The sequence below is a fragment of the Agrobacterium sp. ST15.16.055 genome (assembly GCF_027956555.1).
Classification (GTDB): domain Bacteria; phylum Pseudomonadota; class Alphaproteobacteria; order Rhizobiales; family Rhizobiaceae; genus Agrobacterium; species Agrobacterium salinitolerans.
In genome coordinates this window covers 62,941-83,499 of record NZ_JAQKGN010000016.1, presented here as the reverse complement: position 1 = coordinate 83,499, position 20,559 = coordinate 62,941, and the positions used below count along the sequence as shown (strand labels likewise).

At 58.5% G+C, this 20,559-nt stretch carries 16 protein-coding genes and 1 pseudogene; 7 read left to right on the top strand and 10 right to left on the bottom strand.

All coding sequences use genetic code 11. The annotated features are described in order from the left end of the window. The first annotated feature begins 29 nt into the window (after positions 1-29). Positions 30-572 carry a GNAT family N-acetyltransferase gene (locus PL599_RS19425; RefSeq protein ID WP_271359698.1) on the top strand — a complete coding sequence of 181 codons (543 nt, stop codon included), beginning with the start codon at positions 30-32 and terminating at the stop codon, positions 570-572. Positions 573-679: 107 nt separating this feature from the next. Here the strand turns inward: PL599_RS19425 and PL599_RS19420 are convergent, their stop codons facing one another. From PL599_RS19420 to PL599_RS19405, 4 genes are all read right to left on the bottom strand, one after another. Next, on the bottom strand, positions 680-1,258 hold the full coding sequence (locus PL599_RS19420; RefSeq protein ID WP_269825290.1) for a cytochrome b: 579 nt from the start codon (positions 1,256-1,258) through the stop codon (positions 680-682). A gap of 64 nt (positions 1,259-1,322) precedes the next feature. Continuing rightward, the gene (locus tag PL599_RS19415) at positions 1,323-2,861 is read right to left on the bottom strand and encodes an MFS transporter (protein WP_269825289.1); all 1,539 of its coding nucleotides are present in this window, start codon (positions 2,859-2,861) and stop codon (positions 1,323-1,325) included. A gap of 147 nt (positions 2,862-3,008) precedes the next feature. Next, positions 3,009-4,073, bottom strand: coding sequence for an ATP-binding protein (locus PL599_RS19410; RefSeq protein WP_271359696.1), 1,065 nt, complete (start codon positions 4,071-4,073; stop codon positions 3,009-3,011). Next, a complete protein-coding gene (locus PL599_RS19405; protein ID WP_271359693.1) occupies positions 4,070-4,759 on the bottom strand; it encodes a response regulator in 690 nt (229 codons plus the stop codon). Before PL599_RS19405 ends, PL599_RS19410 begins: the two co-directional genes overlap by 4 nt. Positions 4,760-4,924: 165 nt before the next feature. Here PL599_RS19405 and PL599_RS19400 point away from each other — a divergent pair, with 165 nt between their 5' ends. Together PL599_RS19400 and PL599_RS19395 are read left to right on the top strand one after the other, a co-directional pair. After that, complete coding sequence (locus tag PL599_RS19400) at positions 4,925-6,091, top strand: efflux RND transporter periplasmic adaptor subunit (RefSeq protein WP_271359690.1); 1,167 nt, start codon at positions 4,925-4,927, stop codon at positions 6,089-6,091. Between the two features lie 14 nt (positions 6,092-6,105). Next, the gene (locus PL599_RS19395; RefSeq protein WP_271359688.1) at positions 6,106-9,186 is read left to right on the top strand and encodes a multidrug efflux RND transporter permease subunit; all 3,081 of its coding nucleotides are present in this window, start codon (positions 6,106-6,108) and stop codon (positions 9,184-9,186) included. A 378-nt stretch (positions 9,187-9,564) separates the two neighbouring features. Here the strand turns inward: PL599_RS19395 and PL599_RS19390 are convergent, their stop codons facing one another. From PL599_RS19390 to PL599_RS19370, 5 genes are all read right to left on the bottom strand, one after another. Then, on the bottom strand, positions 9,565-10,746 hold the full coding sequence (locus tag PL599_RS19390; RefSeq protein WP_142913311.1) for a M20 aminoacylase family protein: 1,182 nt from the start codon (positions 10,744-10,746) through the stop codon (positions 9,565-9,567). A 69-nt stretch (positions 10,747-10,815) separates the two neighbouring features. Further along, entirely contained in the window at positions 10,816-11,592 is a 777-nt protein-coding gene (locus tag PL599_RS19385) for an amino acid ABC transporter ATP-binding protein (RefSeq protein WP_162520532.1), read from the bottom strand. After that, positions 11,592-12,515 carry an amino acid ABC transporter permease gene (locus tag PL599_RS19380; RefSeq protein ID WP_137411816.1) on the bottom strand — a complete coding sequence of 308 codons (924 nt, stop codon included), beginning with the start codon at positions 12,513-12,515 and terminating at the stop codon, positions 11,592-11,594. Before PL599_RS19380 ends, PL599_RS19385 begins: the two co-directional genes overlap by 1 nt. Beyond that, positions 12,512-13,402 (bottom strand): ABC transporter substrate-binding protein, encoded by an 891-nt coding sequence (locus tag PL599_RS19375; RefSeq protein WP_077983170.1) that lies wholly within the window; start codon positions 13,400-13,402, stop codon positions 12,512-12,514. The genes PL599_RS19380 and PL599_RS19375 overlap by 4 nt, the downstream gene beginning before the upstream one ends. 57 nt (positions 13,403-13,459) lie before the next feature. Next, complete coding sequence (locus PL599_RS19370; protein WP_142913309.1) at positions 13,460-14,422, bottom strand: ABC transporter substrate-binding protein; 963 nt, start codon at positions 14,420-14,422, stop codon at positions 13,460-13,462. 100 nt (positions 14,423-14,522) lie between these two features. Here PL599_RS19370 and PL599_RS19365 point away from each other — a divergent pair, with 100 nt between their 5' ends. Then, positions 14,523-15,848 (top strand): aminotransferase-like domain-containing protein, encoded by a 1,326-nt coding sequence (locus tag PL599_RS19365; protein WP_077983168.1) that lies wholly within the window; start codon positions 14,523-14,525, stop codon positions 15,846-15,848. Between the two features lie 14 nt (positions 15,849-15,862). Further along, positions 15,863-16,028: pseudogene (locus PL599_RS19360) on the top strand (IS3 family transposase); the annotation flags it as partial. A gap of 84 nt (positions 16,029-16,112) precedes the next feature. On the opposite strand, the gene PL599_RS19355 reads toward PL599_RS19360, so the two are convergent. After that, positions 16,113-17,726: a BCCT family transporter gene (locus tag PL599_RS19355; protein WP_142913325.1), complete on the bottom strand. Its 1,614-nt coding sequence runs from the start codon at positions 17,724-17,726 to the stop codon at positions 16,113-16,115. A gap of 1,086 nt (positions 17,727-18,812) precedes the next feature. Here PL599_RS19355 and PL599_RS19350 point away from each other — a divergent pair. Both PL599_RS19350 and PL599_RS19345 read left to right on the top strand, forming a co-directional pair. Further along, a complete protein-coding gene (locus PL599_RS19350; protein ID WP_269825288.1) occupies positions 18,813-19,175 on the top strand; it encodes a hypothetical protein in 363 nt (120 codons plus the stop codon). Then, positions 19,172-20,545, top strand: a complete 1,374-nt coding sequence (locus PL599_RS19345; protein WP_269825287.1) for an FAD-containing oxidoreductase — start codon at positions 19,172-19,174, stop codon at positions 20,543-20,545. Before PL599_RS19350 ends, PL599_RS19345 begins: the two co-directional genes overlap by 4 nt. Positions 20,546-20,559 lie beyond the last annotated feature (14 nt).

The window sequence follows — 20,559 nt, the reverse complement described above, 5'->3', positions numbered from 1 at the left end:
CTCGTGCCATCCATGAAAGAGAGAGTTCAATGAGCAGACATGGAAGTTCCGTCGATGTGACGCTGGATATAGCGCAGGAGGCGGATTTACCCGATTTCAAGAAGGCCTTGCAGCGCGCCTTCATGCTCGCCGTTGTGGAGGAAATGGGGGCGACGGTCGAGACGATCCCGGCTGACGAGGACATCGAAGACGCATTGCAGGCTCCCGGCTCTGTCGCGCTTCGCGTTCTCGCCGACGGGACGTGGGTGGGAGGTGCGGTCGTTACGATAGACGACAAGACGCACGAGAATGAGCTCGCCTTTTTTTATGTGGAGCCGGATGAGCATGGCCGTGGTGTCGGCCAGAAAGCGTGGAAAGAGATAGAGCGGCGGTATCCTGAAACCCGCTTATGGACGACGCACACGCCCTATTTCGAAAAGCGCAACATTCACTTCTACGTCAACAAGTGCGGATTCAAGATCGTCGAATATTACAATTCGCGGCATCCTGACCCGCACGATACGCAGGACGCTGATCCCAATGACAGTGGCATGTTCAGATTCGAGAAAAACATGGCCTGTGCAAAACGCTAATCCTTCCCTGCGATCTTGTCGGTGAAATGGGCCAATAATCCACCTCACCGGTGATTACCGACGCCGTCTGACCAGCGTCTCGTCTTGTGATCGGCTCCCGACCCGCATCAAACCATGCGGGAAAGGACGTCGGTCGGACCGCCCTTGTCCATCCGCCGGTGTTTCAGCGCTCCCAGCACGTGAACTCCGATCAGCACCAGAATGGCGTAGGCGCCGTACCTGTGCAGCGTCTGGAAGACAATAAAGGCATTGTCGTTCTTGGGAAGCAGTTCCGGCAGATGCGGAATGAAGAAAAATGGCACACCATCACTCTGCGAAAAACTGCTGGAGAGCGAATAACCGAGCAGCGGAACAAGGAGTGTGAGGAGAATGAGAAGCTTGTGAACTGCATGCGAGAGGATCCTCTCCCAAGGCGCAAGCGCCGAGGGCGCTGGCGGCATGCTCGTTGCGTAACGCGAGCGAAGCGCAAGGTGGACAAGTGCAAGCAGCCAGACGAGAATGCCGAACTGCTTGTGGTTGGGATAGAAGATCGAGGCGATCACCATATCGCTTTCCGGCAGGCGCGTCATATACCAGCCCGATGCGATGAGCCCGATGATCAGGGCGGCTCTTACCCAGTGAAGACAGCGGATCGGAAGCGGGTATTTAACGGCCTTGGGATTGTCGGTGTCGATGGCTGACTTCACGATGGTTTCCTTGATGGGAATAGTTATCTCGCCAGATTGGCGCTGGCGAATGAGAAAGAGGGGCTCAGTGGCCCGCCTTGACGTTTTTGAGGGCAAGGAATACGGCTGCCGAAAGCAGGCCGATCAGCGTGCCCGCCGCGGTCAACAGAACCGCATGCGCCTGCGAAAAGGCACTCTTGCCGGCGGTTACCAGTGCCGCAGCGACGTTTTCGGGCAGTTTGCCTGCCAGTACGTAGGTATCTCCGATCGAATGGCGTGCAGCATCTGCGAGTTCTGCCGGAACGCCTGCCGGGAGAACCAGTGCACCCATATAGATTGCCGACAGCGCCACGCCGAAGAAGGTGATACCGAGGCCGGCGCCAAGCTCGTAGCCGGTTGCCTCGAGCGAACCGGCGGCACCGGCTTTCTCAGCCTCCACGGCTCCCATGATGGCGATCGATGAAGCCGTGAGGCCGATGCTGAGCGATAGTCCGAGCAGCATCAGACATGCCGGTACGATAAGGCCGGGGTCATGAAAATCCATTCGCGCCAGCCAAAGAAGGCACAGAGAGGCAATCAGCAGGGACGCACTTGCGACCGAGCGAAGGCCGAGCCGGTTCGACAGGAAACCGGCGAAAGGGCCGCCAACAGCGGCAGCAATCATGATGGGCAGCATGAAGAGGCCCGCCTGCAGCGGCGTCTTGTCGAGAACAAACTGCATCTCCTGGGCAAGGGTCAGTTCGACACCCGCCAGCGCCCCCGACGTGACGATCGCCATCGCCACACCCGTCACGATCGCGGGGCGGGAAAAGAGGGCTATGTCAAGCATTGGCTGCGCGACGGAAAGCTGGGAGCGAACGAAAATCGTCAGAGCCGTTGCGCCGACGAGAAGAGCGAGCACGACGATCACAAACGGCTGCTTGCCACCGAAACCGGTTTTGACGGCATAGACCAGTGCGATGAGACCGACGATCAGCAACAGAGCCTGGCTTATCTGCCACTTGCCGGGAGAATCCATTTCGTTTTTCGGCAGGATGAAAGCAATGATCGGCATGATGACGGGCACGACTGGAATATTGATCAGGAAGACCGATCCCCACCAGAAATGCTCGAGAAGCGCGCCGCCCACCAGTGGGCCGACAGCGGCGCCGGCGGCACCGACGGTGCCCCAGAGACCGAGCGCCATCGCGCGTTCGCCCGGGTCTTCGAACGTGCGCCTGATAATGCCGAGAACGCAAGGCATGATCATCGACGCGCCGAAGGCAAGCAGGACACGCCCGGCGATCAACATCCAGGGCGTCAGCGAAAATGCAGCCACGAGGGAGGCGATGCCAAAAACGAACAGGCCGGTCAGCAGCATTTTTCTATGACCTATCCTGTCGGCAAGGGTTCCCATCGGCACGAGCAATCCGGCCATCAGGAGAGAATAGATGTCGATGATCCAGAGCACCTGCGTGGTTGAGGCTTGCAGCGCCAGCGTCAGCGACGGCACGGCGATGTGAAGGATCGTCATGTCGATCACAACGGGCGTAAATGCCAGCATGACCGCAATGAGAATGAACCACCGACGCGCGTGCAGCGCGGAGGGTGGCGTGACGTTATTCGGGTCGACAGACACCGTCATTGTTTTCACCATCAGAAGTCTTGATCGCGCAAGGCTGATCCCGGCTGAAGCCGCGGCCTGGACCGTATTGGCAGCCCTTTGTCGTTCCATGGAGGCATTGTGGAGAAAGCGTGGAGACGACGTCCTTCGGTCACGCGGTGACCGTGGTCAGGAGACCGGCCGGGCGAGCGAAATTTCGAACATCGCGCCGCCTTTGGCGGATGGCGCATACCGAATCCTGCCGCCATGGGCCTCCACGATCGCGCGCACCACGGACAGACCAAGCCCGTTGCCGGCCTTTTCATGAAGGCTGGTCCTGGCGCCTCTTCTGAAGGGTTCAAAGGCCCAGGGCGCGATATCGTCACCGAGACCAGGGCCTTCATCGATAACGCGCAGGCGCGTGACGCGGTCTTCGACCCCAAGCGTCACATCGATAGCGCCGCGCACGGCGTGACGGCGCGCATTCGTCACGAGGGCAAGAAGCACCTGCCGAATCCGCATAGAATCCGCCTGAACCACGACATCGGCGAGGCTGAGCCGAAGTTCGAAACCCTCCTCCCGCAGTTCCTGTTCCAGCAGGTTACCAAGCCGTTCGATTTCCTGCTTCAGCCGCACCGGTTCGATGCGCAGGTCAAGGTGGCCGCTGTCCGCCAGCGTCACAGTGCGCAGATCCTCGACAAGCCGCGCCAGCGAATCCACTTGCATCACGAGGGCATGAAGCGAGGTTTCGTCAGGTTCGAACACGCCGTCTATCATCCCTCGAAGACGGCCCTTCAGGATCGTGAGCGGGGTGCGCAACTCGTGGGCGATTGTGGCGTTCCAGAGTTTCATATCGGCCGCCATGTCCTCGAGACGCTGCGCCATGGCGTTAAAATCCTGGACGAGATGGGCGGTTTCCCCAAGCGACTGGTCCCCCGGCAGAGCGCGCGCGGAGAGATCGCCGTCCTTGATGCGTCGTGCGCTTTGGGCAAGTGATTCAAGCGGCTGTAGAATACGCCGGGTCAATCGGACCGATGCGATAGCGGCGACGATGAGGGCTATGAAGATGAGAATGGAGAGGATGATGAAGTCGACGCCTGTTAGCCAACTCTCCTCGTATTGCGACCATGGCGAAAAGTAAAAAATGATGCCGAAGGCGATATAGGTGCCGAAAAAGACCACCAGACAGACAACCACGGTCATTGATGACATGGCCAGCAATATTTGCCGGCTGAGGCCTTTCTTCAGCATCATGGCTCGACCGCCAGACGGTAGCCGACGCCACGAATGCTGGCGAGCATTCCCTCTCCGCCGGCCTGATCGAGCTTTTTGCGCAATTTGCTGAGATGGCTGTCGATGGTGCGGTCGAGTGCATCGGAACCGGGAAGGCAGGCGTCGACCAGCTCCCCCCGGGTGAAAACCTTGGTCGGCGTTCGCGCCAGATGTGTCAGCAGGCGGAACTCTGTCAAGGTGAGCGACAGTCGGATAGTTTCGCCGTCTTTGTCGATCTTTGCCTGATAGCTGTCGAGATCGATGGTCAGATTGCCGACCCGGACGACGGCACCCGCTTGGGCGAGCCCTGCGCGTCTGAGGACTGCCTTTGCCCGCGCCACCACCTCGATTGGGTTGAACGGTTTGACGATGTAGTCGTCGGCTCCGATGCGCAGCCCCTGAAGGCGGTCGACATCCTCGTCGAGCGCGGTAACCATGATGACGGGGGTATGGCCGCGCCTTTGTATCTCGGCCAGAACCTCCCATCCGTCCAGCCGCGGCATGGTGACGTCAGCCAGAACAATATCGGGTTTGAGTGAGCGGTGGAGTTCAAGGGCCACCTTGCCGTCGCGGGCATGCGCCGTGCGGAAACCCTCGCGGACAAAATAAGCCTCGAGTATGCCGGCAATTTCCATGTCGTCTTCAGCGATCAAGACCAGTTCAGCCATCGTCTTCACACTCCTTGACACCTCCATGCCACCGAATGTCGGCGCCGTCGAGTGAGAGACTGCGGCCTCCACGAAACCTCAACAATTCCTACACATAGCCACCACCCTCAGATCATAGAGGGTCGCCATCAAAGAGATTTTTCAAGAATTCAATGGTGGACATACATGCAACGCGGATCACGCTTCTGGAAACTCGGCGCATTGTGCCTGCCGATCATTCTTCTGTGTTCATGCAGCGACAGCGGGCAGGGCGAAGGCAGCGCCTCCGAAGTAGCGGCGCCTGCACGCGTCAGTGTCATGACGGTAAAGCCGGAAACGGTGACGGTGTATGACGAGCTGCCAGGCAGGGTTTCGGCCTATCGCACTGCGGAAATCCGCGCCCAGGTGGGCGGCATCATCCAGAAGAAGCTCTTCACCGAAGGCGCGTTCGTCAAAGCCGACACGCCCCTCTTCGAGATCGACCCTGCACCGTTCTCCGCCGATGTGGATGCGGCAGCCGCCGTGCTTGCGCGCACAGAGGCAGAACTTCTCAATGCCCAGGTCAAATATGAACGGGCGAAATCCCTGTCGTCGCGCGAGATCACCAGCACCGAGTCCTTCAACAATGCAACGGCGGCTTTGGCGCAGGCAAAGGCAAATGTGGCGGAGGCCAGGGCCATTCTGGCGCGACGAAAGCTGGAGCTTTCCTATGCCACCTTACGCAGTCCCATCGGCGGCGTCATTGGCCAGTCGTTCATGAGCGAAGGCGGGCTTGCCTCGGCCTCTGCAACGACACCGCTTGCCGTCATTCAGCAGATCGATCAGGTCTATGTGGACGTTCGCCAATCCGCTATGAGCCTTGAAGCGCTGCGCGACACGGCTGCAGAGGCGGGATCGCAAAATCCGGACGAACTGCCGGTCAAGATCGCGACGATTGCCGGTAAACCCTTTGCCCATGACGGAAAGATCCTGTTTTCGGATATTTCCGTCGATAGCGCCACGGGAAGCCTTGGTATTCGCATCCTCGTCAGCAACCCGGAGGAGCAGTTGCTTCCGGGCATGTATATCCGCGCCATGGTGCCTCGCGCCATCTACAGCGACGCAATTCGCGTGCCGCAGGAAGCCATTACCCGCGATCCAGCCGGTCGGCCTCAGATCGTCGTCATCGGACAAGACAAGACCAGTGTGCGACGAACCGTGGAGTTGGGGCCGATAACGGACGGTCAATACATCGTCACATCAGGACTTGCCGCCGGAGAAACGGTCGTCGTCCTGGGGCAGGATCGCGTCGAAAACGCACAGCCGCTTGAGACAGTACCCTTTTCCCTCGCCGCGCCAGAGACAAAAAGCTAAGGAGCGGACATATCATGCCGCAGTTTTTCATTAACAGGCCGGTTTTCGCCTGGGTTATCGCCATTTTGATCGTGATTGCCGGGGTCATTTCCATCCCCCAGCTCCCGGTCTCGCGCTTTCCCGTCATCGCGCCGCCCAGCGTCTCGATCTATGCCACCTATACCGGCGCGACGCCGAAGACGATCAATGACAGCGTTACCAGCCTAATCGAGCGCGAACTTTCGAGCGCCAAGAATATCCTTTATTTCGACTCGTCGGCCGACTCCTCCGGTTCCGCCAACATCACGGTCACCTTCAAGCCCGGCACCAATCCCGAGCTTGCCCAGGTGGATGTGCAGAACAGGCTGAAGGCCGTGGAGCCGCGCCTGCCGGAACAGGTTCGCCGCGCGGGTTTGACCGTTGAATCTGCATCGTCCGGCTTCCTGATGATCGTTTCGCTAAAGTCGAAAGACGGGTCGCTCGACGCGCTTGCCCTTGACGATTATCTCGTGCGCAATATCGCGCCCGAGCTCAAGCGCGTCGGTGGCGTCGGCCGTGTGCAGTCGTTCGGTTCGGAAGCGGCGATGCGCATCTGGCTTGATCCGGTCCGCCTTGTCGCCCATTCCATCTCGATGGCTGAGGCGACCCAAGCGATCCAACAGCAGAATGTTCCGGTCGCCCCTGGACGCCTCGGTGAATCTCCAACTGTGCCGGGCCAGAAGGTCACCGTGCCGCTGAATGTGAACGGCCAGTTGCAGACCCCGGAACAATTCGCGCAGATCATCCTGCGCTCCAATTCCGATGGTTCCAGACTGACATTGGGGGACGTCGCGACAATCGAAGTTGGATCCCAGAGCTCAAGCTTCTCCATCCTCGACGGCGGTAAACCCGCAACGGCGGCCGCCATTCAGATGACGCCGGGCGCCAACGCGGTAAGCACGTCCAATGGCGTGCGTGAGCGTCTGGCGGAGCTTGCCGCGACCATGCCGCAGGGGATGGAATACGCCATTTCCTATGACACGGCGCCGTTCGTTAAGGTTTCCATCCAGAAGGTGGTTCAGACGCTCGCCGAAGCCATGGTCCTGGTTTTCCTGATCATGCTGCTGTTCCTGCAAAACCTGCGTTACACGCTCATCCCCGCCATCGTCGCGCCTATCGCCCTTCTTGGTACATTCGCGGTCATGCTGGCGATCGGTTATTCGATCAACGCGCTGACGATGTTCGGCATGGTTCTCGCAATCGGCATCATTGTCGACGACGCCATCGTCGTCGTAGAAAATGTCGAGCGTCTGATGGCAACGGAAGGGCTTTCGCCTCTTGAAGCGACCCGCAAAGCGATGACGGAAATATCCGGCGCTGTCATCGGCATCACGCTTGTTCTGACGGCGGTTTTCCTACCGATGGGCATGGCTTCCGGTTCGGTTGGGGCAATCTACCGGCAGTTTACCGTGTCGATGGCCGTTTCGATTCTGTTCTCGGCCTTCCTTGCGCTCAGCCTCACGCCCGCGCTGTGCGCAACGTTGCTGAAGACGATCAGTCCCGATCACCATCAGAGAAAGGGATTCTTCGGCTGGTTCAACCGTGCTTTTGAACGCCTGACCGAGCGGTACGCCGGCTGGGTCGCCATCCTCCTGCGCAAGACAGGACGGACCATGGTGGTCTACCTCGCCATCATCGGGGCGGTCGTCTATGGATATTCCACTGTTTCAACGGCGTTTGTGCCGGACGAAGATCAGGGCTCGTTCATGACATCCTTCACCCTGCCGGCGGATGCCACGGCAGAACGGACGCGCGCTGTCGTCGATCTGTTCGAAGAACACGTCAAGACCCGGTCGGATATTGCCAATAATTTGACGATTACGGGTTTCGGCTTTTCGGGCTCGGGACCAAACACCGCCATGTCCTTCACCACGCTCAAGGAGTGGGGCGAACGCAAGACAACCGTCGATGAAGAAGTAAATGCCGCGACGGTCGCGATGGCTACTGCAGAGGAGGGACAGGTTTTCAGCCTCAAGCCACCGGCAATCGATGAACTCGGCACGACATCGGGTTTTGCGTTGAGGTTGCAGGACCGTGCCAACCACGGGGCAGAGGCGCTTGCCAAGGCTGTGGCCCAGCTCACGCAGCTCGCGGCTGAGAGCAGGCTCGTTCGCGATGTACGCATGGATGGACTTCCCCGTGGTCCAAGCGTCACCTTGAACGTCGACCGGCAGAAAGCAAGCGCGCTCGGCGTGCCCTATTCAACCATCGCCGATACGCTGAGCGGCGCGGTCGGCTCGACCTACGTCAATGATTTCCCACGCGATGGACGCCTGCAGCAGGTGATCTTGCAGGCAAAGGCCTCAAGCCGGATGCAGGTGGATGACGTTCTCAACCTCCACGTCCGCAACGATGCCGGCAAGATGGTCCGTCTCTCGGAAATCGTCAAACCCGAATGGTCAACAATGCCGCTGCAATTCACCCGCTATAACGGTTATCCATCCAGCAGCATTTCTGGCTCCGCCGCACCAGGCGTCTCCAGCGGCAAGGCGATGCAGGAAATGGAGCGGCTCGCCGCGAAATTACCGAAAGGCTTTGCGGTTGAGTGGACCGGTCAATCGTTGCAGGAACGCCAGTCCGGTGCGCAGGCACCGATTTTGATGGCCTTTTCATTCCTCATCGTTTTCCTGGTGCTCGCAGCGCTTTACGAAAGCTGGGCCGTTCCGCTCTCCGTCATGATGGTCGTGCCGCTTGGCATCCTTGGGGCCGTCATCGCGGTTCATCTGCGCGGGTTGGAAAACGACGTGTTCTTCAAAGTCGGCCTCATCACACTCATCGGCCTGTCGGCGAAAAATGCGGTGCTGATCGTGGAGTTTGCGCGAAAGAGGCAGCAGTATGGACAATCCCTCAAGGACGCCGTCATCGAAGCCTCCCGACTTCGACTGCGGCCCATCGTCATGACCTCGCTCGCCTTTACGCTCGGCATCGTTCCGCTCGTTATCGCCAGGGGCGCAAGTTCCGAAACACAAAATGCGATCGGAACGGGTCTTTTCGGCGGGATGATTTCCGCAACCGTCCTTGCCGTTTTGTTCGTCCCTGTGTTTTACGTCATCGTGGCGTCGGTGAGACGACCCTGAAAAGAGGAGTTATGAGGGTGCGCAGGCGCCCTCATAATGACCTGGAGGGGATCCATCGCCGGACGAACCCTTCGTGTTATATCCTTTCAACCAGCGTCTCCTTGTTTGGGGAACAAGTGCAGGGCAACGGTTGAGTCATACCCAGCCGCTTGGCACGCCCGCAAGTCCGGCCTTCGAACCCGAACTCAGTAAAAAACTGACGGCGCCGCGAACGATTTCCTGCTCCGTCCGGTGCAAGCCTTCTCTTGGCACCTTTTCTCCAATCCCTGTGGTTTCAGCGCACCGGCCTCCAGGATCCATATCGCTCCAGACCATGCCAATCAGGGCGCTCCGCGAACAGGCGGGGTTGAGTGGTGGCGTGGGCTCGCCAAATGCAGATCACTGTTGCAGAAATCGCTCGGCTAAGCGCGCCCATAGGGCTGCTCCGACCGTGAGAGTTTCGTCGGCGAAGTCATATTTGGCGCTGTGCAGCATGGCGGAATTCATGCCGTTGCCAAGGCGCAGAAAGCTCCCGGGCTTCTTTTCGAGGAAATAGGAGAAGTCCTCGCTGCCGGGAATGAGCGGGCAGGTGGTGACCTTGTCGCTTCCAATCAGTTCCTCCGCCACGCACCGCGCAAAGGCGGTTTCGGCTTCCGAATTGGCAACGACTGGATAGCCGTGCTCATACTCGATATCGATGGCGGCGTCATAGGCTTCCGCCATGGACTGCGCGAGCTTGATGATGCGACGCTCCAGCAGATCGCGCACCTTGGGTTCGAAGCAGCGCACGCTGAGCGCCAGTTTCGCATATTCCGGAATGACGTTGACCGCCTCTCCCGCATGGATGGTACCGACGGTGACTACCGCCGTCTGGGTGGGGTCGATGTTGCGCGAAACGACGGTCTGGAGTGCAACGACGAGGTTACAGGCCACGACGATCGGATCGACCGTCAGATGTGGGCGGGACGCGTGGCCGCCCTTGCCCCTGACCGTGATCTTAACCGTGTCGGAAGACGCCATCATCGGTCCGGAGCGCGTCAAAATTGTGCCTTCCGGTGCGCCGGGATGATTGTGCAGACCGAAAATCGCGTCGATGGGGAAGCGCTCGAAAAGGCCGTCCGCAATCATTTTCTGAGCGCCGGAGGGTTTGCCGTTTTCTTCTGCGGGCTGGAAGATCAGGGTCACGGTGCCATCGAAGCGGCGCGTGCGTGCCAGATATTCGGCAGCGCCGAGCAGAACGGTCGTATGGCCATCATGGCCGCAGGCGTGCATCTTGCCGGGGGTCTTGCTGGCATAGGCAAGCCCGGTCTCTTCCATGATCGGCAGTGCATCCATATCGGCGCGAATGCCGATGCTCTTGCTCCCGCTGCCGTTTTTCAGGCGGGCGACGACGCCGTGACCGCCGACATTGCGGGTCACCTCAAAGCCCCAGGCTTCGAGTTTCTCCGCCACATAGCGAGCGGTTTCTACCTCTTCCTGTGAAAGCTCGGGATTGGCGTGCAGATATTGGCGCGTGGCCTTGAGTTCCGCCTCCATGGGCTCGAAATCGGAAACGCGGGCATATTGGTTGTCGTTTAGCATGGGTCCACCAGGGTCTTGAAAAGGACGCCAGCCGTTAAATGGCGTCAGGTTGGGGAGAAAACGTCTCGCTTACAGAAAGCGGGAGAGGAAAGCCTGTGTTCGCGGATGTCGCGGGTTGCCGATAACGTCCTCCGGCTTGCCCATCTCGACGATATTGCCGCCATCCATAAAGATGACCCGATCTGCCGCTTCTTTCGCAAAACCGATCTCGTGCGTCACGACGATCATGGTCAGGCCCTGGCTTGCAAGGTCGCGCATCGTGGCGAGAACTTCGCCGACGAGTTCCGGGTCGAGCGCGGAAGTCGGTTCATCGAACAGCATGAGCTTCGGTTTGATTGCCAGAGCTCGTGCAATCGCCACACGTTGCTGCTGCCCGCCGGAAAGCTGGCGCGGATAGCTGGATGCTTTTTCTGACAAGCCAACCCGTTCCAGCAGGCGCATGGCGTTTAGGGTTGCATTCTTGCGGCTTTCGCCATGGACGCCCACCGGCGCTTCGATGATGTTCTGCAGCACCGTCATATGCGGATAGAGATTGAACTGCTGGAACACCATGCCGATCTTGCGACGCTGGCGTGCAATGCTGTTGGAGGAGAGCTTCTCCAGCCGGTCGTTCTTCACCCGATAGCCGATCTGTTCACCATCGACGGCAATCGATCCCTTTTGGATTGTCTCCAGGTGGTTGATACAACGAAGGAAGGTGGATTTGCCTGAGCCGGACGGCCCGAGGATGACCACGACTTCGCCTGGCATCACGTCCAGATCGATACCCTTCAGAACCTCCAGATGATCGAACGACTTGTGGACGTTGCGGGCCTGCACGAGAGGCTTCTGGTCTGTAGCTGAGATCAATGACTAGCCTCCTCTTCCCGTGCTGGCTTTGTAACGCCGGTATTGCGGCGGTCGCTACGGCCGTAATAGGCCTCTATATAGTTCTGACCCACATTGAGGACAGATGTGATCAGCAGATACCAGATTACTGCCACGAGCAGCATCGGGATGATCTCGAAGGTCCGGTTGTAGATGGACTGAACCGAGTAAAGAAGATCGGCCATGGCAATGACGCTGACAAGCGATGTTGCCTTGATCATGCTGATCAGCTGGTTGCCGGTGGGCGGAACGATGGAACGCATGGCCTGAGGGATGATGATGCGCCAGAGTGCGCGTGCCTTGGTCATGCCGAAGGCTTCTGCCGTTTCCGCCTGCCCGCGATCGACTGAAAGAAGACCACCGCGAATGATTTCCGCCATATAGGCCGCTTCATTGAGGGCCAGACCAACGATTGCAGCGGTCATTGGCGTAATTACGGAATTGGTGTCCCAGCTTGCAAGCGTCGGCCCGAAGGGGATCGAGATGGAGAGCTGCGGAAAGAGGGTGGACATATTGTACCAGAAGATCAGCTGGACGAGCAGCGGCGTGCCGCGGAAGAACCAGATGAAGAGCGAAGCGAAAGAGTTCGCCAGACCGTCTTTCGACATTCTGGCAATCGCGATGATGAGGCCGAGAATGATGCCAAGGATCATGGCGATGACGGTTAGCCCGAGGCTGACATAGAGACCGCTGATGACGGTCGGATCGAAGAAATATTGAGCGACGACGGGCCAGCCGAAGTTCTCGTTGTTGGCGACGATCCAGCCGAAATTGGCGACGACGAGGACGATGACGACCCACAGCACAAGTCTTCCCGTACGAAACGGGGTATGGGCTGTCGCCACATCCCGCAGATCAGCGCCACCCGAAAGCGGCACTTTCATTTCAACAGAGCTCGTCATTTTGGCAACTGGCCCCCGAGATTGATGCCGGGCTGCGTGAGGATGTTATTCTCAAGACCCCACTTCTTCATGATGGCCGCATAGGTCCCGTTGTCCATCAGCACCTTGATGGCATCGAGAAGAACCGGGCCGAGTTCAGAGCCCTTGGGAACGACAGCGCCCTGATAGAGGTCATCGAAACCGTTCTTCTGTCCGACGCCCGTCAGTTCCAGCTGGCCATTGGCCTGGGATACGAAATAGGTCAACGGCGCCTGAGAGGAGAAGAAGGCGTCGGCGCGCTTGGAGCGAACCGCCAGAATGGAGCTTGGCTGGTCGGTGTAGGACTGAACCTCGATCGCGGCCTTGCCATCGGCCTTGCATTTTTCCGCCTGGGCCTGGATCACGCGCTCAGCCGAGCCGCCAGCCATGACGGCGATGCGCTGGCCGCAGGATGTGTCGAGCGAGACGATGTCCTTGGGATTGCCCTTCTGAACAGCGAAGACGACGAATTCCTGTACCCAGTCGACGAAGTCATTCGCTTCTTCGCGGCTCTTGAAATCGCCGACAGGACCAAATGCAAACTGGTACCGCCCGGAATTGACGCCTGCCAGAAGCGCTGGCAGGCCGCCGACGGTTGCATGCTCGATCTTGATGCCGAGCAGCTCGCCCAGCGCATCGGTCAGGTCGGCGCTTGCGCCTTCCATCTTGGTGCCGGTTACGATCTCATAGGGAGGAAAGGATCCATTGTTGACGGAGACCATCTTTCCTTCGGAGCGGATTTTTTCCGGAAGCCGGGCGCGAAGTTCCTCGTTCACGCTCTGCTTTGGAGCGGGCGCCGTCTCGGCAAGAGCCGGTCCAGCGAGAATGAGCCCGGCAAGGGCGACGGAAGCAATGAATTTCGTTTGCATTTTGGTATTCCCCTTCTTGTTTGCAACGGTTGAATTGCCAAGGTCTGTCTGTTGTCGTCAGTTGCCTGCGGCGTGCAGCGGAAACAGCTCCGCGGGCGTCAAAAGCCGCGGCAGAATGCCTTGAGCGTGAAGCTCATTAGCGAAATCGACGATCATGACTTCGTTTTTGTTAAAGCCGCTGGCACTCCAGTCCGGCGGCAGATCCGCAGCGCAACGGCGCAACTCGTCGATCATCCATGGCGTTGTGTCGGCGTATTTTTCGCGCTTGTCGAGCCACATGCGCTGGGAGGCGTCGATAAGCTCGCTGAGCTCATCCATGATCCATGGATTTTCGCGCACGATATGGGCCTTGAACCCGATAAGATGCATGCCCGGCACATAACCGACTTCGTTGAAATAGGCGACTTCAGAAGCCCGGTAATCCGTCAGAACCTGTCGGAAAGGGGAGTCCTGATCGAAGAAGCCCTTCGGCATGAAGGGGGTGAACACGGCGTCGAGCCCGCCATCCTTCAGCAGATCAACCATCGGGCGTTCGCCCGGCGCCGCCTCGATGCGGCCTGGACGACCGAAACCATCCAGACGGTCGGTGATGGGATGGGCTTCCGTCAGACGGCCAGCATACCACATGGCGTCTTCCACCCCCACGCCTTCGCGACGGCAGGCCGCGCGGGTCCATATATTGCCGGAATCGCGCCAGCCGGTCACGCCGATCTTCTTGCCCGCAAGATCGGCAAGCGTGCGGATCGGGCTATCCTTGGTGGTGATGATGCAGCGGTGGCGGAAGCCGCGCATGATAAAGTTCGGCATACCGATAACGCTCTCATCGCCATCGTAACGCATCTGCGCGTAGCGGCTGAAGGAGGTTTCGGCAGCGTCGTGAGCCTCGTCTTCAGCGATGTTCGAAATGAGAGTGCTGACCCGATCGACCTCGATCTGGAGTTTTGGAGACGAGACATCTCCCAGAACGAGCGGTGTCATATAGTCCCAATCTCGAAGGGCAAGACGAAGTTTCAAGGGCATGATTTTTTACTCGTTTGTTTTTTTGATGCCTCGAGAGTAAATGTACACTTGAACTCGTACAAATGTTATTACGTTATTGAACATTTAAAGTGAGAAAAAATTGAGCGAGATTGTGAAAGCCCGCTGGCTTGCTGAAAAAATAACCAACAAAACCATTCGTGGCATTGCGCTGGAAACGAGTGCGCTCGTAAGAGCCGGATTGCTGCCGGTGGGAACGCGGTTACCCGCCATTCGCGATCTGGCTTATGAGCTTGGGGTTAGTCCGGCTACGATCTCCGAGGCTTGGAGCGAATTGCGCCAGCAGAAGATCGTCAGCGGTCGCGGGCGTAACGGAACCTGGGTCTGCGCGGAACGCTTCGTCGCAAAGCCGGAGCGGTTGGCGAGTGCCGGCCATTATGGCGCGAATGTTCTCGATCTTTCCATGGCGGTTCCTGATCGGACATTGCTGCCGCCGCTTGCAAAGGCCATGGTGCATGCAACGTCTGTCAGTGATCTGAACAGCTACGAGCGCAGCCGCATCGTGCCTGAGTTGAAAGATGCGCTTGCTGACGACTGGCCCTATGCCGCCGAAGCCTTTCTTGCCATCAATGGTGGATATAATGGCGTTTACACCACCATCCGCGCGCTCGTGCGTCCGGGCTCGGTGGTTGCCGTCGAACACCCGACCGCTATGCGTCTTCTCGATATCCTCGAGGATCTGGGCGTGAAAATCGTTCCCGTGCTGTCCGATGAAGAAGGCCCTATGCCCACTGCGCTGAAACAGGCGATGACGGAGCGGCCCGCTGCGTTTCTTTTTCAGCCGCGCTTGCATTCGGTAACGGGACAGACCGTTACCCCAGAGCGAATGCAGGCGCTGGCCGATGTTCTGGCAGATAGCGACACTTTGATTATCGAAGATGATGGTATTGCTGATATCTCGGCTGCACAACCGGTGTCGCTCGGCTCGCGCTTTCCAGACAGAACGGTGCGTATTGTGTCTTTTTCGAAGACATTAGGGCCTGATCTGCGGCTTGCGGTTCTCTCGGGATCAAAAGCCATTGTCGAACAGATCCAATCCTACCGAGCGTTCAGCGCCGGTTGGACAAGCCGCGTCCTACAGGCTGCGGTGGCCTGGCTCATCCGAGACAAGGAAACCTCCGAAATCGTCGCGAACGCACGCGCCATTTATCAGAAACGACGCGATGCGTTGGCGCGCGAACTGCTTGAGCGTGGCGTTACCACCATGCCCGGCAGCGGCCTTTGCCTTTGGGTGCCGGTGGAATCGGAATCTTTCGCTCTGGTAACGCTTGCGGCACGAAATATTGCGGTCGTGCCAGGCAACAAGTTCTCCATCCTGCCAAGTTCCCATATCCGAGTTGCTACCAGCAAGCTGGATTCCGGACATGGGCAGGTTGCCGAGTCCATCGCGCTCGCGCACCAGAGATAAAGAGAGCGTCTTGTTCACTGAAAACAGAGAAAACGGTACGAATGCTGTCTACCGGACCAGAGACGATGCAAAGGCAGACGTGGTCGATTACATCGAGCGCTCTACAATCCGAAACGTCGCCACTCGACACCGGGCTATCTCAGCCCGATGGAATTTGAAAACAAGGTGGGATTAGCTTAATTTCGTGTCCGAAAAACCGGCAGCAGGTCACGAAGCTCGTGAATTCTTGCAAAGCAATGCTCGGCGTATTCGATCTCCAAATCTTTAGCGCGGTTCGTTTGCTAGTCCTTTCAGGATGGCGAAGCAGGCGAGCAAGAGGACGATGGTGAACGGAAAGCCTGTCGATACGGCCATTGCCTGAAGTGCTCCCAGTCCACCACCAAGCAGAAGGGCAATGGCGACGAGGCCCTCAAATGTCGCCCAGAAGACCCGTTGGGGAACCGGTGCGTCCACCTTGCCGCCGGCGGTGATGGTGTCGATGACGAGCGAGCCGGAATCAGACGAGGTGACGAAGAATACGATGACCAGTACGATGCCGATGAAGCTTGTGACAGCCTGCAGGGGCATGGCTTCCAGCATGGCGAACAATTTAAGCTCCAGCGGAGCATCGACCACGGCCTGGTAACCATCGTTCACGATCTGACTGATCGCCGTCCCACCGAACGCCGTCATCCAGAAGACCGATACCAGCGAGGGAATGATGAGCACGCAGATGAGGAACTCGCGTACCGTCCGCCCGCGCGAGATGCGTGCAATGAACATGCCGACAAAGGGCGACCAGGAGATCCACCAAGCCCAATAAAAAGCGGTCCAGCCCTGGCGGAAATTGTCGTCGGTCCGACCGAAGGGATTCGACAGTTCGGGCAGGTAGCGGATGTATTCGTAGAGGTTGGTGAAGAAGCCCGTAAAAATGGCCAGCGTCGGACCGACTGCCACGACAAAGGCCAGGAGCAGCGCGGCCAGGATCATGTTGATCTCCGAAAGGCGTTTGACGCCGGCATCGAGCCCAGCCACTACCGAGGTCAGGGCCACAGCGGTGATAACACCGATCAGGACGACCTTCGAGATGTCGTTGACCGGCATCCCAAACAGGTGATTCAGGCCGGCATTTGCCTGTTCCGCGCCGAAACCAAGGGATGTGGCAAGGCCAAAAAGCGTGGCGAAGACAGCGAGCACATCGATCATGTGGCCCACCCAACCCCAGACACGCTCGCCGAAAATAGGATAGAAGATCGAGCGTATTGTGAGCGGTAGGCCCTTATTGTAGCAAAACAGCGCCAACGCCAACGCGACCACCGCATAGATCGCCCAAGGATGGAGGGCCCAATGGAAGATCGTCGCGGCCATGCCGATATGCCGGGCGGTCGCCGTGTCCCCTGCCGCGCCTCCGAGTGGCGCCCAACTCTCGGGACTTCCGGCATTCCCCGCGACGGCGGAGGAATAATGTGATATTGGCTCGGAGACGCCATAGAACATCAGGCCGATCCCCATACCGGCAGCAAAGAGCATCGCAAACCAGCCGGAATAGGAATAATCCGGCGAAGCATCGCGCCCGCCGATGCGGACCCTGCCGTAGGGCGAGACGATCAAGAATAGACAAAGAAGCAGGAAAACATTGCCGGCAGCCAGGAAGAACCAGTCGAAGGTCGCTGTCAGCCAGTCGCGCAGGGCGGAGAAGAGCGGTCCCACATACTGCTGGAGAGCGAGCGTCAGTAGGACGAAGCCAACGATGGTCAGACCCGAGATCAGGAAAACAGGGTTATGCACGTCGAGGCCGAACGGCCCGATCCGGGGTGTGATGTTGTCTTGTCCAACCATGTAAGTTGTATCGATCAGTTCGGTTGGACCTTCGGGAACGGGAATGCCGCTGTCGCTCATAGTGTTCTCCAATGATAACGAGTTTTCCGTCTGGGTGACACGCGCTGCGGACGGCAGCAAATCAGGACGGAGAAAATCCCCGTAGCTTCTTTGAAAGTTTGGAACATCTTGCCCGCATAATGCAGTATTGCTGACAGGAAGACGCGGCATGGATCATGCATCGACCAGATTTGGTCTATATGCGACCTCCATATCTTTCATGTTCCACCCCGAACCGTAATTGCGGAACGCGAAACAGCCGACCGGTTGCTTAAAAGCGTGTCTGCCTGGTCGTGTGCCCTGCTGCGAATGACCCCTTCCGGTCCGATCGCACAACTTCAGTTTGACCAGCTTCTTCGAGAGGCGGGGGTTGATGTGACAATTCTGCGGCCTGGCGAGAAAATAGAAGCGGCGCTATATGACGTTGGCGTCTATGTTCTCGCTGAAGAAGAGATGTCCGCCAGGGAACACCTTGGTCCGCGGTGGGCAGATTTGCACGGGCCGTTTCCCGCATCGATGGAAAGATTGTGGGACTATCTTCCGACCATATATGTTTCGCTCGGTTCCCCGTTTCTCCTTTACCATATGCCGGAATGCGAAACGTTCGTGAACGGTTATTCTCCGATTTTGCCGGTACAACGCGCAACCGTTGCGGCTTTAACCGGAAAAATTCCATTCTCCGGTCAGAGCCCGGTAGATCCTTCTTGCGGGGTCGCGCCGGGAGCGCCCTTATAGATCAGGTGATCGTGGCTAGACGCCGGAAACAACGCGGCGGGACTTGACTGGAAATGTCAGGCCCAAGGAAGCCTGTTCGATCAAGCGCAGGGAGGCGGGCAAAAAAATATCTCTGCTTTGATAAAATTATGTCGCCCTTTTGGGTGGCAGCGCGAGAAATGTTGCAATCGCCGTCGTAGATGGAACGTGGTATCCTGACGAGCCTGACCACTGAGCCAGTACTGAGAAGGTGTGGAGGATTCGGGATGGAGGCACGCTTTCCCTTGAAATAACACCCTCGCACGTTGCTGGCCGCCGCGGGGTTGTCACCATGTGTCTGCCGAGCATGCGAGCGGCACGTTCTTGATTTACTAAACTTTCAGAGGAACTTGAATGCTCGTTCTTTTCCCAGTTCCCTCAGGAATCGCCGTCGACCTGCCCACCAGGGCCACTCCCTTCACAACCGCCTGGGGCAGGTATCTTGGGTGGTTCGATATCTTCCGGAACGCTCTTTTCTTCACTCGATTGCTCCGGGCCGTGACGGGTTCTATCGGCCGCCCGATGACCGCCGCAACTGCAGGAATGGTGGCTCCGAGGCATTTCACGGGCGTCATCGGCGCTGTCACCGAAACCTTGGGCGGCGCGATCAGTCGCTTCTGGCTCGCTAACCGTTTCGGGCTTGAGCTCCCCGTGGCGCTGGTCGAAGACACTGTTATCATAGCGTTCGCGCTTCTCGTCGTGGTGGCCGTGTCATGAGAGAGTACGACGCAATCTTCATCGGGGCCGGACAGGCCGGGCCGTTTCTCGCCGCTCGTATGGCGGCGATGGGCCGCAAGGTGGTCCTGATCGAACGGAAGTATCTCGGCGGAACCTGCGTTAACGCCGGGTGCATGCCGACCAAGGCCTTGGTCGCCTGTGCCAAGACCGCCCAGATGGCGCGGCGTGCATCCGAATTCGGGGTCACTATTCCTGGTGAGCCGACGATGGATATGTCGGCCGTGGCGGCTCGCGCCAGGAAGGTGACCCTCGATGCGAGAAGCGGCCTGGCGTCCTGGTTCGATAGTCTCGAAACGATGGATGTGGTTTATGGTCAGGCCCAATTCGCCGGTGCAAAGGAGGTTTATGTGAACGGTACACGCTACACGGCGCCGCAGATTTTCATCAACGTGGGCGCGCGACCACACATCCCCGATGTGCAGGGGTTGACCGACGTGCCGTATCTCACAAGCACTTCGATGATCGAACTCGCTGAATTGCCAAGACACCTGGTTGTCCTCGGCGGCAGTTATATCGGACTGGAATTTGCCCAGATGTATCGGCGCTTCGGCGCAGCGGTCACTGTCGTCGAGCGCGGACCGCACCTTGCGCCCCGGGAGGACAGAGATATCTCGGAAGCCATTGCGGATATCCTCAAAAGAGACGGCGTCAACGTTCTTCTCAGCCAGAAACTGTTGTCTGTCGCCATGGACGGCTCAGACGTCGTCGTGCGGTCCGATCAAGGCGAAGTCCGGGGCAGCCATGTATTGGTCGCCCTCGGGCGCCAGCCGAATACCGACGATCTCGGCCTCGATCTCGCGGGCGTAGAGACTGATCGTCATGGATTCATTCAGGTGGATGAGCGACTTCAGACGAATGTCGAAGGTATCTGGGCGCTTGGCGATTGCAACGGACGAGGCGCCTTCACGCATACCTCCTACAATGATTTCGAGATCGCCGCCGCGAACCTCCTCGACGGCGGCGATCGCAAATTGTCCGATCGCATCCTCGGTTACGGCCTCTACATTGATCCGCCTCTCGGGCGCGTGGGCATGACGGAGCGTCAGGCGAAGGAGGCCGGCCACCGGGTCAAGGTCTCGACCCGACCTATGAGCCGTGTCGGTCGAGCCGTCGAGAAAGGTGAAATACTCGGCCTCATGAAGCTCGTCGCAGACGCTGACACCGACCGGGTGCTCGGCGCCGCATTTCTGGGGGTCGGGGGTGACGAAGCGATCTACGGGGTTCTGGACGCCATGAACCTGGGGGCGACGACCGAAAAACTCCGCTGGGCGGTGCCTATCCATCCGACTGTCGGAGAACTGGTGCCGACACTGATTAACGACCTGAAGGTAACAATTTCAGCGATGTGACCGAGGGCTGAAGA